Source organism: Rudaea sp. 3F27F6 (assembly GCF_005503555.1).
Taxonomy (GTDB): Bacteria; Pseudomonadota; Gammaproteobacteria; order Xanthomonadales; family Rhodanobacteraceae; genus Rudaea.
Map to the genome: position 1 here is coordinate 1,640,172 of NZ_SCNG01000001.1, position 14,110 is coordinate 1,654,281.

The 14,110-nt window shown below is 63.9% G+C and carries 7 protein-coding genes; 5 read left to right on the top strand and 2 right to left on the bottom strand.

Annotated features, from left to right (window positions below):
* Positions 1 to 114 precede the first annotated feature (114 nt).
* On the bottom strand, positions 115 to 3,558 hold the full coding sequence (locus tag FFS30_RS07050; RefSeq protein WP_137912352.1) for an ankyrin repeat domain-containing protein: 3,444 nt from the start codon (positions 3,556 to 3,558) through the stop codon (positions 115 to 117).
* 167 nt (positions 3,559 to 3,725) lie between these two features.
* Between FFS30_RS07050 and FFS30_RS07055 the strand changes: the two genes are divergently transcribed.
* Entirely contained in the window at positions 3,726 to 5,033 is a 1,308-nt protein-coding gene (locus FFS30_RS07055) for a sorbosone dehydrogenase family protein (protein WP_137912353.1), read from the top strand.
* Between the two features lie 582 nt (positions 5,034 to 5,615).
* Here FFS30_RS07055 and FFS30_RS07060 read toward each other — a convergent pair.
* The gene (locus tag FFS30_RS07060) at positions 5,616 to 6,044 is read right to left on the bottom strand and encodes a helix-turn-helix transcriptional regulator (RefSeq protein WP_137912354.1); all 429 of its coding nucleotides are present in this window, start codon (positions 6,042 to 6,044) and stop codon (positions 5,616 to 5,618) included.
* 630 nt (positions 6,045 to 6,674) lie between these two features.
* On the opposite strand from FFS30_RS07060, the gene FFS30_RS07065 reads away from it, so the two are divergent.
* Genes FFS30_RS07065 through FFS30_RS07080 form a run of 4 tightly spaced genes read left to right on the top strand, consistent with a single transcriptional unit; the run spans position 6,675 to position 13,342 of the window.
* A complete protein-coding gene (locus FFS30_RS07065) occupies positions 6,675 to 8,135 on the top strand; it encodes a DUF3375 domain-containing protein (RefSeq protein ID WP_137912355.1) in 1,461 nt (486 codons plus the stop codon).
* Positions 8,132 to 8,779, top strand: coding sequence for a DUF4194 domain-containing protein (locus FFS30_RS07070; RefSeq protein WP_212742416.1), 648 nt, complete (start codon positions 8,132 to 8,134; stop codon positions 8,777 to 8,779). Before FFS30_RS07065 ends, FFS30_RS07070 begins: the two co-directional genes overlap by 4 nt.
* On the top strand, positions 8,766 to 12,170 hold the full coding sequence (locus FFS30_RS07075) for an ATP-binding protein (RefSeq protein ID WP_137912356.1): 3,405 nt from the start codon (positions 8,766 to 8,768) through the stop codon (positions 12,168 to 12,170). Before FFS30_RS07070 ends, FFS30_RS07075 begins: the two co-directional genes overlap by 14 nt.
* Positions 12,167 to 13,342 carry a Wadjet anti-phage system protein JetD domain-containing protein gene (locus FFS30_RS07080; protein WP_137912357.1) on the top strand — a complete coding sequence of 392 codons (1,176 nt, stop codon included), beginning with the start codon at positions 12,167 to 12,169 and terminating at the stop codon, positions 13,340 to 13,342. Before FFS30_RS07075 ends, FFS30_RS07080 begins: the two co-directional genes overlap by 4 nt.
* Positions 13,343 to 14,110 lie beyond the last annotated feature (768 nt).

A 14,110-nucleotide genomic window follows, 5' to 3' on the forward strand; every position in this document is an offset into this window, starting at 1 on the left:
CTGGACCGAGGGGATTCGTGACGCGGCATGCGCAGGAGCTCAGTTGCGCCAACCCCGGCGTTGTCTTTCGCTCTTATCCGTGTCCTTCCGTGTTGATCCGTGTCGAAAAACGCCCTAGCGCTGCGCAGCCGGCTGACCCGGCAGCGGCATCGCACCCGGCAAACGCACGGTCAATTCGGCAGCGACGTCGATAAAGCCGAGCAGATCCGCGACTTCACGCGGCGTGCGCCCCATCGAATCGGCCGCTTCCGGATCGGCGCGCGCGGCGAGCAGTGCGCGTGCGGGCAGGATCAAGCCATGCATCGCGCAGGCATGCAGCGGCGAGACACCGCGATCGTCCTGCAGGTTGACGTCGGCACGGCCGACGAGGAACAGCGAGAGCAGCGACTGCAGATGCTGCTGATCGCCGACGCTGCGCGGTTCGGCGCGCGCGCCGAGCAGGATGTGCAGGGCGCTGTCGCCGCGATCGTCGCAGGCGTCGAGTTCGGCGCCCTTGCCGACCAGTAGTTCCAGCGTCTGCCGTGCGCGTGCGGTGTCGCGGTGGGCGAAGGCGAACTGGGCCGCGGCATGCAGCGGCCGCGTGCCGTGCTCGTCCTGCGCATTGGCGTCAGCGCCACGCGCAAGCAGGGCCGCGACGATGTCGGGATAGCCCAGGGCTGCGGCGATCATTAGCACGGTACCGCCGCCCGGCATGCGCTGATCGACAGTCACGCCGCGCTCGAGCAAGGCTTCGACCACGTTCTGACGGCGCGCGCTGACCGCCGCGGACAACGGCGTCGCGCCGCTCACAGTGGTCTGCGCGACATCGGCGCCGCGTTCCAGCAGCAGCTTGACGATATCGGCGCGACCCGCGCCGGCGGCGCGCATCAGGGCGCTGGCGCCCTTTGCATCGTGCGCATCGACGGGGAAACCGAGATCGATGAGCTTCGCCACCGCGGCCGCGTCGCCGAGCTGCGCGGCCGCAGGCAGGTCGGCCGCACGCAGCGCGCGCTTGGGCAACTTCCACTCGGCCCAATCGAACCAGGCGCGCAGACTGGACTGCGGCGAACCGAGTGCGAGGCCAAGCGGTGTTTCGCCGTTGGCCGCGGCGAGTTCCGGATCGGCGCCGGCGCGGATCAGCGCGCGTGTCGTGGCATCGGCAAGCGAGGCGGGCAAGGCGAAGGCGGCGAACAGCGGCGAACGCCCGTGGCGATCGCGCAGGTTCGGGTCGACGCCGCGCGCGAGCAGGGCCTGCGCCACGCTCGCGCTGCCACCGGCGACGGCGCGCGCGAGCGGCGTTTGCCGGTTCGCGTCCGCGGCGAAGATGTCCGCGCCGCGCTCGATCATGGTGAGGGCGAGTGCTTCGAGTTCTTCGCGTCGTTCGGGATAGCGCGCAATCGCGTCGAACAGGGGGTCGAGCATGCCGACGCCGGTGACCTGCGCGCCCGCATCGACGAGCTCGCGCAGCGCGGCCAAACTGGTCGGCAACTGCACCAGCAGCGCGCCAGCCAAGGACAGGCCGCCGGGCAGACATGCGTTCGGATCGAGACCGTGGTCGATCAGCCACGCTCGCGCAGCGGGATCGCCATGCGCGGCAAGATCGAAGAACAACTGCGCGCGCTGCGCCATCGGCCAACCGCGCTGTGCCTCGGCGAAGCTGTCGGCAATCTGCCAGTGGCCGAAGCGCAGCGCATCGAGCAGGTGCGCGGGCGAATCCTCGCGCGCCGACGCCGCAGGCGCCGAAGAAGTGTCGACGTTGGCGGGCAAGACGTAGCCGGGATCGAGCAGGGCGACGATGCTCCAGCGGCCCGCCGCGGCGGCGAAATCGACCGCGCGCCTGCCGTCTGCCGTCGCCGTGTCGCGTGATGCGCCGAGCGCGAGCAGGCGATCGACGAAGGCGTCGTCGGCATTGATCGACTCGGCCGCGAACATCAGCGCGGTGCGCCCGGTATGGTCCGCCTGTTCGAGCACCGGCGCGTTCGCGCCGAGCACGTCGAGCGCCTCGTCGGCACCGGCAATCGCGGCTTCCATCAAGGCGGTGACGCCGAGCGCGTCGGTCGCGCCGATCGCCGCACCGGCCTTGAGCAGGACCGTGGCGATATGCGCATTGTCGTGCTGCGCGGCGACCGCGAGAGCGGCGCGGCCGTGGCCGTCGGTGGCATCGACGCGCGCGCCGCGCTTGAGCAACAGCTTGACCGTGTCCGTGTTGTCGTCCGGCGCAGCGGCGGCGGCGATAAGGGCAGGCAAAGCCGCTTCGATTTCGACGTCGGCGCGGCGTTCAAGCAGGAAACGCGCGAGATCGCCGCGGCCCAACGCGCAGGCGATCGCGAGCGGCGTATAGCCCTCGCGATTGACCGCATCGATCGGCGCCGACGCATCGCAAAGCAGCGCGGCGACGGTCGGTTCGGCCGCGCGCACGGCGAAGTGCAGCGGCGTGTTGCCGTCGGCATCGACACAATGCGGATCGGCACCGTTGGTCAGCAGGGTGATCACGACATCGGGCCGGCCCTGGTAGCTGTCGCGCGTCGCCGCGATCAGCGGCGCCAGGCCCGCGTGCATGCGGTTGATGTCGGCGCCCTTGGCGATCAATGCGCGCAATAGAGCGAGATCCTGAGCGACGCAGGCGAGGACGATGACCGAACGCTGGTCGCGATCGCCGGGCGCCGGCACGAAGTTCGGATCGGCGCCTTGAGCGAGCGCGCCGAGCGCGGCCTTGCCCTGGCAGCCGCGCGCATGCCGCAGCAAGGCGGCGTCGAGCTCGGCCTGATCTATTGGCGCGGGCGGCGGAGCCGACGCCTCGGCGGGAGCAGAAACGGCCTCAGGCTCCGCCCAGGTCGGCTCGCGCTTCTGCACCGCGTCGCGGCGTCCACGGGTGCGGCGCATCAGATCGCGCTGGGCGAGCAAAGCACCGAAGCTCGCGCGGACAATGAGCCAGTGCGCGAGCGGCGCGCACACCAACGCATAGACGGCGAGCGCGATCAGACGCGTAGTTTCGTCCAGCTCGATGCCGATTTCGGCGATCGCGAATGCGCCGAAGGTCAGCACGAACAAGGACAGCGAGACGACCAGCCCTTGCGGGAAGAACAGGTCTTCGCGCCCGGTGAGGCGGTGGGCCAGATCGACGCTGCGCTCGATCGTTGCGGGCATGCCGCCCGGTTTGCGCGCCGGGAACAAGTCATCGAACAGCGGCGCGAGCCCGAACGCCGGCCACGCGCGCCACGGCGCGAGCAGTAGCACGAACACGGCGGCCGACAGCAGCAATGCCGCGGCCAGAGAGGCGCTGCCGAGGATCAGGCGCGAAGGAAAGAACGCGACGAGGGCGAAGACCGCCGCATACGCCGCCAGCAGAACGAAGTACGCGACGGCGCCCGGTGCGAGTTTCGATGCGAACGACGTCTTGCGTCCCCGATGCAGCGCATGCGTGACCGCCGCCATGGTCAGCGCATTGCCGACGATCAGGGCCAGCGCGATCGCGGGATGACGAACGAAAGCGGCGAGCGAAAAGACGGCCAGCGCCGGCAGGAAACAGGCAAGATCGAAAAAGAAGTTTTGCGGGCGCCCTGGCCGGGGTTTCGACATTACCGTTGCGGTCTGCGATTGAGGAAAACGGCGCGAGTATACCGGCAAACCCGGCACCGTCTGTTAGCCGCGCGTGAGATTCGTCGCGCCGACACTTTGGCCGCAGATCGTTGCAGAATACCGGCTCAATCCCGGATCGAACCCGATCGCTCCCGCCAGGACTCCCGATGATCCTCCGCCACCTCGCCTTGATCCTCGCCGCCTCGTTCGCAGGCGCCGTTCCGCTCGCCGCGCAGGAAGCCGCAAAAACCAAATTCGACGCGCCCGCGCCGACGCCGCCGTTCACCGATTTTCGCTACGAGGCGCCGGGCACCACACGCAAGATCACCCCGGCCGATCTGCCGGTGCCGTACGCGACGCAATCGGTCGGCAACGGCCCGCGCATGGTGCCGCGACCCGCGAATGCGTGGCCGAAGGCACCGCCGGGATTCAAGGTCGAGCTGTTCGCGAACGACCTGAAGAATCCGCGCCAGATTCGCCGCGCACCGAACGGCGATATTTTCGTTGCCGAGACTGCCGCGGGACGCGTCCGCGTGCTGCGCGGGATCGGCGCGGACGGCAAGCCAAAGCAGACGGAAATCTTCGCGACCGATCTGAATGCGCCTTTCGGCATCGCCTTCTATCCGCCGGGCACCGATCCGCAATGGATCTACATCGGCAACACCGATGCCGTCGTGCGTCTGCCTTATCGCAACGGCGACCTCAAGGCGCGCGGCAAGCCCGAGAAGCTCGCCGACCTGCCGACCGGCGGCCATTCGACGCGCGACGTCGTGTTCTCGGCGGACGGCAAGCGCATGTTCGTCGCGGTCGGTTCGCGCTCCAACGTCGACGATCCGGACACCACGCCAGAGGAAAAGCTGCGCGCGAATATATTGGTATACAAGCCCGACGGCAGCGAGCGAAAAGTATTCGCCTGGGGCATCCGCAATCCGGTCGGTCTGGCCATAGACCCACAATCGGGCGACTTGTGGACCTCGGTCAACGAGCGAGACATGCTCGGCGACAACCTCGTGCCCGACTACATCACCCGCGTGCAGGAGGGCGGTTTCTACGGCTGGCCGTGGTGGTACATCGGCGCAAACCAGGACCCGCGCCTCGCCGGCAAGCGCGCCGACCTCAAGGACAAGGTCATCGTGCCCGACGTGCTTCTGCAGCCACACAATGCCTCGCTCGGCCTGGCCTTCTACGACGGCAAGCAGTTTCCATCCGAATACGCAGGCGACGTCTTCGCCGCCGAGCACGGCTCGTGGAACAAGGCCGCACGCGCCGGCTACGAAGTGATCCGCGTACCGCGCCACGGCACTGCGAAGGCAAGCGGCGAGTATCAGGATTTCCTCACCGGCTTCGTCCTCGACGACGGCACGGTCTGGGGCCGCCCGGTCGGCGTCGCCGTCGCCACCGACGGCTCGCTGCTCGTCACCGACGACGGTTCGGGCTCGATCTGGCGCGTGAGCTACGCCAAGGCGAAAGACTAGGCGGCGCGGACAAGGAATTTCGCGATCGGGATTTTGAGACCCGCCTTGAAGTCGCAAGACTAGGCACGCACGAGCACTTCGCCTAACATGCTCGCCGTCCGGGCCTATAGCTCAACGGTTAGAGCAGAGGACTCATCGAAAGGTGCCGCCGCGCGGAAACGCGCGGACGGGAACGGGATGAATTCAGGGAAACCGCAGCGGTTCGGCCGGCGGCAATCCTGAGCCAAGCCGGCGGTGCACCGCCGGAAGGTGCAGAGACTACCTGAGGGCTGCAAGTGCCCTTCATAACAGGCTTAGAGCGTCCCGCACCCCACCAGCTTCGAGTCGCCTCGAAGCTGCGGGTGAAGAGATAGTCCGCGCCGAACGGAAACGTTCGGAACACGCGAATCCTTTGGTTCTAGGTTCGAATCCTAGTGGGCCCACCAAATAAGCTTCACCCAAGACTTTTGTGGGTGAAAGCATAGTTTGGCCGTTTTGGCCAAACTATCCTTGCAATGCAAGCATAGTTTGGCCACGGATCGATCCAGAAAGGTTAGGCTCCAATCCACCGCCCGCTTCAGCGCGGCATAGGCAACAAAGCCGTCAGGTCACCTCCTCAAGGCGCGCCGCAGCCTCGCGCTTGCCCATCTTCCGCAGCGCGGCGATGGCAGGCAACTGGGAGCGCCGTGGCGTAGATCGTTTCGTCTCCCACGCATAGACCGATTGCCCACTGACCCCGAGCAACTTCGCGGTCTGCTCCGCCGAAAGGCCGAGCTTCTTTCTCAGAGTCTTGAACCCATCCGCGCGGAAGCGCAGCGCGGTATCGGGTTCGGCGGCGACCGTAGCGGTCTTCTTCAGCTGCTTATTCTGGGCTTTGGTTGTGCGCTCCAGGGCAACAACTTGGCGCTTGAGCGTCGCAATGTCACGGCGGTAGCTCGCGGCCGCCTTGTGTAGGGCGGTGGTGTGCTGCTTAATTTCACGTCGCGCCAGACGACTGATTTCCTGTTTAAGAATGTAGCCAATATTGGGCATAAGCGCTCACGATCAGGAATGTCACTATCAGTATAAAAGAACCCGCCAATCGACAGAGTGCTTAAATTCCTAGCATCTATGCGACACCCGATCGAATGCATCGCACGATCGATCCGTGACGACCAGTTCGCCACCCAGCATGATCAGCCGCGACTCTGCGTCGACTGGCGGAAACCGACCGATTCTGTTGAAAAACTCGGCCACCAAATTTTTCAGCGAAAAAGTTGGGCCTTGAGAAGCGCTCTTGAACGAAATTTACGCGCTCAACCTGACGTAGAAGCCTTCTCATGGCCCCCACTTTTCGTTACGAATCTGCCTTTCCGGAAGACCACCGAGTTTTTCAACAGAATCGACCCAAAGCGGACATTCGGTGTCTCAGAAACTATGGCCGTCCATTCCGTCTAAAACCTCCGCGCCCATCCGAGTCAATCAGTAAGAGTAACCCCCGCTTCCGATTGTGCGAGCGCGTGGGCAACGTAGTTGAATCCAAGATCTAAAGTGGACCGCTGCTGGCTAGTGAGCCGAAGTTTGAATAGTGTGACCACAAAGGGCCACGATAAGTGGTGCCATCCGGCTGGCTTTGGAACGATAGTCTCATCCTGTGAGCCTCGATCGACTAGGATCCTTGCAATGCGCTTCGATTACGCCACCATAGAAATGCTGCGCCAGCACCATCCGGCGTGGCGGCTATTGCGCGCCGACCACGCGGCGCTTCTGGCCAGTTTTCTGCACCGAATTTTCGTGGCACCAAACATGCGTAATATCGCCCAGGCCGATCTGGTGGAAGCCCTCGAGGATGAGCTGTTCGATCTACGTGAGCAGCTAGGCAACGACGCGTTCCCGAAGACGGCCCTGCAGTATCTCGACGATTGGGCGGCCAATGACAAGGGCTGGTTGCGCAAGTTCTACGGACCCGGTTCGGATGAACCGCAGTTCGATCTGACTCCCCCCGCCGAAAAGGCGATCCTCTGGCTCGGCACGTTGGGCGAACGCGGCTTCGTCGGTACCGAATCGCGCCTACTGACCCTGTTCGAACTGCTGCGACAGATCAGCGAGGGCACCCAGACCGATCCGGCGGCGCGGGTAGCGGAACTGCAGCGGCGTCGCGCCGAGATCGACACTGAGATCAGTCAAGTACTGGGTGGATCTCCACCGCTGCTGGACGATACGGCGGTGCGCGATCGCTTCCAGCAGTTCCTGCAGCTGGCACGTGAGCTGCTGGGCGATTTTCGCGAAGTCGAGCACAACTTCCGCGAGCTCGACCGGCGGGTCCGCGAGCGCATCGCGCTCTGGGAAGGTGGCAAGGGCGCGCTTCTGGAAGATGTCATGGGCGAACGTGATGCCATCGCCGAGTCCGATCAGGGACGCAGCTTCCGTGCGTTCTGGGACTTCCTCATGTCCAGCCGCCGACAGGAAGAGCTGTCCGAGTTGCTGGAACGAGTCCTGACCCTGCCGGCGGTGAACGAACAGCAGCCGGACACGCGGTTGCGGCGCGTGCACTACGACTGGCTGGAAGCCGGCGAACACACACAACGCACCGTCGCCGAACTCAGTCGTCAGTTGCGCCGCTTTCTCGATGACCAAGCCTGGCTGGAGAACCGCCGCATCATGGACCTGCTGCATTCAATCGAGGCCCATGCCCTGGCACTGCGTGATGGGCCGCCTGCCGACGTGACCATGCACATCGACGGCACCGCTGCCTCGATTGAACTGCCGATGGAGCGGCCGCTGTACACGGCCGCCCTGCAACCCAAGATCGTGGACGTGGTGCTGAAAGCCGACGGCGCGGACGTGGACGATGCCGCGCTGTATGCGCAGGTCTTCGTGGACAAGGCCCGGCTGGTCCGCCACATCCGCCATGCGTTGCACGGGCGCAGCCAGATCACGCTGGCCGAACTGGTCCGGATGCAGCCTATGCAGCAAGGCCTAGCCGAGCTGGTCGCCTATCTGCAACTGGCCGACGATGGCTTTCGGAGCACAGTCGACGAGCACGTGCACGACCCGGTGGCCTGGGAAGGCCTGGATGCCGGGGGCCGCCCCTATCATCGCCAGGCCCGCCTGCTGCGGGTGATCTTTCTGGGGGCCGCATGATGATGGACAACTCGTCCGCCTCGCTTGCCGGCGATGACTTGCCCGTGCTGGCGGTGAAGCTGCTCAAGGGTGTGCTCTACCAGGAATCCGATCCGCAGCTATGGGGTAGCCTGCTCGGATTGCAGTCGCAGGTACGCGACTACCTCTCAGTGCTGGGGCTGGAGCTAATTCTGGACGAAGCCGAAGGCTACGCCTTCTTGCGGTCACGACGTGCCCCCGAGGCCGACAATGGCATTGCCGACCCGATTCCAAGACTGGTGGCACGCCGGCAGCTGTCGTTTCCCGTCAGCCTGCTGCTCGCCTTGCTGCGCCGCAAGCTGGCCGAAGCCGATGCTAGTGGCGGCGATACCCGGCTCGTGCTCACACTTGAGGAAATCGTTGAGATGGTGCGGGTATTTCTGCCCCCCTCGAGCAACGAAGCGCGGGTACTCGACCAGCTCGAAATCCATCTGGGCAAAATCGCGGACCTTGGCTTCTTGCGCCGCATGAAGCCAGCTGCGGGACAGGGCGGGTCGCAACCTGCGTTGTATGAGGTACGCCGCATCCTCAAGGCATTCGTGGATGCGCAGTGGTTGGCGGACTTCGATGCGCGCCTGGCGGCGTATCGGGCGCAAATAGGGGGGGGCGAGGATGAACCGGGTTGAAGAGCTAGCGTACGACGACGTTGCGCATCTCGCGCCAAGCGAGGCCGAGCACACCGAGGGCTCCCTAGCCGGTTTCCGACTTCAGCGTCTGGAAGTATTCAATTGGGGCACCTTCGACCAACGCGTATGGACACTGACGCTGGATGGGCGCAACACGCTGCTGACCGGCGACATCGGCTCCGGCAAGTCCACGCTGGTCGACGCGGTGACCACCCTGCTGGTACCAGCCCAGCGCATCGCCTACAACAAGGCCGCGGGTGCCGACAGCAAGGAGCGCTCGCTGCGCTCCTACGTGTTGGGCCACTACAAGTCCGAGCGTAGCGAGATCACTGGCACCGCCAAGCCGGTGGCACTGCGCGACCACAACAGCTATTCGGTCATCCTCGGCGTGTTCCACAACACCGGCTACAACCAGACGGTCACCCTGGCACAAGTCTTCTGGATGAAGGACGGAGTGGGGCAGCCGGCACGGTTCTTTGTCGGCGCCGAGCGGGACTTGTCGATCGCCCACGACTTCTCGGGCTTCGGCAGCGAGATCGCCAAGCTGCGGCGTAAACTGCGCGGCCTGGGCGCCGAGGTCGAGGACAACTTTCCACCCTACGGCGCGTGGTTCAAGCGCCGCTTCGGCATCGACAACGAACAGGCATTGGAACTGTTCCACCAGACCGTGTCGATGAAGTCGGTCGGCAACCTGACCGACTTCGTACGCGGGCACATGCTCGAGCCCTCGGACGTCGGAGCACGCATCCAGGCGCTAATCGGACATTTCGACGACCTCAACCGTGCGCATGAGGCGGTGCTCAAGGCCAAGCGGCAGGTAGAGCTACTGACCCCGCTGGTGAGTGACGGCGAGCGCCTGAACGGCCTGCTGGCCGAAACCGAAGATCTGCGCGCCAATCGCGATGCGCTTCACGCGTACTTCGCCGGGCTCAAACACGACCTGCTCGAACGCCGCCTGGCCCTGCTGGCCCAAGACCATGCAAGGCACAGCGCCCAATTGCAACGGCTGGAAGAAAGCCTCAGCCTCCGCCGCACGGACGAAATCGAACTCCGACGGGCGATCCATGACAACGGTGGTGACCGGCTCGAACATCTGGATGCGCAGATCCGGAAAACCGGCGACGACCTCACCCGCCGTCGCCAGCGCGCAGAGCAATACACCGCCCTCCTGCGCGAGATCGAACAGCCGCCCGCCACCGATGCCGGTGAGTTCCAGGCACAGCGCCAGCAGTTGGGCGGGTGGATCGAGGCAGCTCGCAACCAGGAAGCGGATCTGGACAACGACCGTACCGAACTGGCAGTACAGGTACGCGACGGCCGTGAAGCACACGCACGCCTGACCGAAGAGATCGAAAGTCTCAGGCAGCGCCGCTCCAAGGTGCCGGACGACCAGATCAAGCTTCGGCGCATCCTGTGCGCCGCGTTGGATCTGGATGAGGAAACGCTGCCCTTCGCCGGCGAGCTAATCCGGGTGCGGGAGGATGAGCAGGCATGGGAAGGCGCGGCCGAGCGCCTACTGCGTGGCTTCGGCCTGTCGCTGCTCGTACCCGATGCGTACTACGCGCGCGTGGCCGACTGGGTCGATCGCACCCATCTGCGCGGTCGCCTGGTGTACTACCGGGTACGAGAGCGCAAACAGGGCGATCTGCCGTCGCCACATCCGCATGCGCTGGTCCGCAAGCTGGAGATCCATCAGGAGACGCGCTTCTACGACTGGCTGGAGCAGGAGTTGTACCGCCGGTTCGACATCGCCTGCTGCGAGACGCCCGAGCAATTCCGGCGGGAAGTCCGCGCCGTCACTCGCACCGGACAGGTCAAGATGCCAGGCGAACGGCACGAGAAGGACGACCGGCATCGGCTGGACGATCGTGGTCGCTATGTATTGGGCTGGAGCAACGCCGACAAGATCCGAACTCTCGAGGAGGAGCGCGGGGAGCTAGAGCGTACGGTGGCAGAGGTCGCCAGCAGGCTCACCATCCTGCAGAAAAAGCAAGAAGATCTGAAAGCGCGCCAGACGACGCTGGGCAAACTGGAGGTGTACGACGACTGGCGTGAACTCGACTGGCGCGGCCTGGCCGTGGAGCTGGCCCGGCTTGAAGACGAAAAGCAGGCGCTGGCGCAGTCCTCAGACCAGTTACAACGACTCAGCGAGCAACTGAAGGCGCTGCAAGCACAGATCGCAAGCGACGAACGCGAACGGAGCGAGCACGAAGGCAAGTTGGGCGGTGTTGTGCAGAAGCAGGATGATGCGCATGCCCTGCAGCAGCAAACCAGGCAGATCCTGGACGCTCCCGATGGCGCTGTACACGCCGCACGATTCCAGGTGTTAGCCGAACTGCGGGAAGCCGCGCTAGGCGAACACCAGCTCAGCGTGGAATCGTGCGACAACCGCGAGAGCGACTTCCGCCGGTGGCTGCAGGACAAGCTCGACGCTGAGGACAAGCGGATCGTCCGGCTGCGCGAGAAGATCGTCAACGCGATGGGCGACTTCCGGCGCGAGTACCCGTTAGATACCGCCGAGTTCGACGCCAGCATCGAAGCCCTCGATGAATACGGCAAGATGCTGCAGGCCTTGCAGGCCGACGACCTGCCCCGGTTCGAGGCGCGATTCAAGGAACTGCTCAACGAGAACACCATTCGCGAGATCGCCAACTTCCAGTCGCAACTGTCCCGCGAGCGAGAGACCATCAAGGACCGCATCGACCGCATCAATGGCTCGCTAGTGCAGATCGACTACAACCCAGGGCGCTACATCCTGCTGGAGCCGCAAGCCAGTCAGGATGCGGACATCCGCGACTTCCAGTCCGACCTGCGAAGCTGCACCGACGACGTGGTGGGCGCCAACCAGGATGCCCAGTACTCGGAGGCCAAGTTCCTGCAGGTCAAGGCCATCATTGATCGCTTTCGCGGACGCGAGGGCCTTTCGGAGCAGGACCGGCGCTGGACCGCCAAAGTCACCGACGTGCGCAACTGGTTCCTGTTCGGCGCCAGCGAGCGCTGGCACGAGGACGACACCGAGCACGAGCACTACTCCGATTCCGGCGGCAAATCCGGCGGCCAGAAGGAGAAGCTGGCCTACACCATCCTCGCCGCCAGCCTGGCCTATCAGTTCGGGCTGGAATGGGGCGAGGCGCGTTCGCGCACCTTTCGGTTCGTGGTGATCGACGAGGCTTTCGGGCGCGGCTCCGACGAGTCGGCACAGTACGGTTTGACCCTGTTCGCCAAGCTCAACCTCCAACTGCTGATCGTCACTCCATTGCAGAAGATCCACGTGATCGAGCCGTTCGTGTCCAGTGTCGGCTTCGTCCACAATGAAGCCGGGCGCGCTTCGAAGCTGCGCAATCTTTCCATAGCTGAGTACCGTGCCGAGAAGGCGCGGGTCGCTGGATGAGCTGGACACGGCCGGCGGACCTGGTGGCACAGGTTGGCAAGGCTTGGGACAGCGGCGCGCTGCTGGCACCCTTGGCCGGCGGCGAATCGCCGTTCCCGATGCGGTTAAGGCTGCGCGGCCCCACCTCGGCCGACCTGATCGATCGTTTCGACGAGGTGCGGGTCTGGGTGACCGAGCTGCAGGCACTGCGGCACATCCGCATGCAGACGCGCCAGTTCCGGCACCGCGTGCGCGGCAACACCATCCTGCCCGACGAAGCTTGGGTCGATACGCTGGACAATGCGCTCTCGCTGATCGACCGCAAAGATAAGGCCGCCGCCTTCGAGGCCCAGGTTCAGCAGACCCGCGACCGTCAGCCCAGTTTGCTCGGCTGGCTGCACAAATGGCCGTTGCGGGCGTTGGCCCTGGACGCGGACTGGTGCCGCTTGCTGGACGTCGTCGCCTGGATGCAGGCGCACCCACGTCCCGGCATCTACCTGCGCCAGGTCGACATTCCCGGTGTGCACAGCAAATTCATCGAACGCCATCGCGGCGTGCTGATTGAGCTGTTCGATACCGCCCTTCCGGAGAGCGTCATCGATACCGTGGCAGGCGGCGTCAGTGGCTTCCAGCGCCGCTACGGTTTTGCTGCCAAGCCCGAGCGCGTGCGCTTTCGGGTGCTCGACTCGGCGCTTTCACTGCTGCCTGGCGTAACCGGGGGCGATGTCACGCTGGACGTGAACAGCTTCCGCGCGCTGCGCTGCAACGCCACGCGCGTGTTCATCACCGAGAACGAAACCAACTTCCTCGCCTTTCCTTCAGTGACTGGCAGCCTGGTGCTGTTCGGCGCCGGCTATGGTTTCGATGCGCTAGACGGAACCGACTGGCTCCGGCAATGCCAGCTGTACTACTGGGGCGACATCGATACCCACGGCTTCGCCATCCTTGATCAGCTACGCGCCCGCTTTCCCCAAGTGCAGGGTTTCCTGATGGATCGGGCTACGCTGATGGCATTCGAGCCGTTCTGGGGTCGAGAGGAACATCAACTGACACGCGACTTGCCGCGGCTGCGCGACGAGGAGTACAGCCTGTACGACGATCTGCGCGATCAACGCATTCGTGACAATTTGCGGCTGGAGCAGGAGTTCATCGGTTTCGACCGCGTGCATGGCGCACTGGTGGCATTATGTTGAAACGACTCCGGGCCAAAATTGCTTGTTTTGAGATTGGCTTGGCTGTCGTCCGGAAGATGCTTGGGGCATTAATCGTCTTCGATTCAGACGCTGTTAGTACGAGATGAGAGCACCGGACTTGCGTGTCGCAGCTACCACCGTCCGATAGTATTTTCCAATCCGTCCGTAATCAGATCCAGTGTGAAGTCAAATTTGAACTGGCTGTCGCAGTAATCAAAATGTTCTACGGAATGGACAAACTAACTAGAAGCGGCACTGTACAAGCGTCAATGAGCGTCTGCTCTTGATCAGAAGCGACTCGTACGGACAGTCAGTCGTCGCAGAAATAAAGACCGAAAACATTTCACTTAGCACCCTCGCGTCTCCTTGCGGGAATAAAGGTTAATCCCCCTCCGGTGTAGGAGCGGGTTCAACTGCGCCGTCGAACCAATTGTTCAGCATTGTCAACGAGGCGTCGGAAAGCTCTTGGGTAAGAGCAGAGCCAAGCGCGTTGTCGGACGTGAACAGCACACATAGAACAGATTGCGGTACCTCTCAAACGCCTCCCTCTTATCAGCCGGAACTCCCTCAGCTGACCAAAGTTATATCTGTTTGCATACCTGTAAATACTTGAGAAAGACAGCCTCTGCCCAAAAGAGATCTAGGATGAATCCGGGAGCTTAGGTCATGCAAACAAGCATTGCGCGGGTTGAGAAGAACGGTGAGCTAGTTCTCCTTATTAATGGAACGAAATGGGCCATCAGCTCATTCGATGCGTTTTACACCAGG

Coding starts and splice junctions, on each gene's coding strand:
- FFS30_RS07050 (WP_137912352.1), bottom strand. CDS start 3,558: ATGTCGAAACCCCGGCCAGGGCGCCCGCAAAACTTCTTTTTCGATCTT.
- FFS30_RS07055 (WP_137912353.1), top strand. CDS start 3,726: ATGATCCTCCGCCACCTCGCCTTGATCCTCGCCGCCTCGTTCGCAGGC.
- FFS30_RS07060 (WP_137912354.1), bottom strand. CDS start 6,044: ATGCCCAATATTGGCTACATTCTTAAACAGGAAATCAGTCGTCTGGCG.
- FFS30_RS07065 (WP_137912355.1), top strand. CDS start 6,675: ATGCGCTTCGATTACGCCACCATAGAAATGCTGCGCCAGCACCATCCG.
- FFS30_RS07070 (WP_212742416.1), top strand. CDS start 8,132: ATGATGATGGACAACTCGTCCGCCTCGCTTGCCGGCGATGACTTGCCC.
- FFS30_RS07075 (WP_137912356.1), top strand. CDS start 8,766: ATGAACCGGGTTGAAGAGCTAGCGTACGACGACGTTGCGCATCTCGCG.
- FFS30_RS07080 (WP_137912357.1), top strand. CDS start 12,167: ATGAGCTGGACACGGCCGGCGGACCTGGTGGCACAGGTTGGCAAGGCT.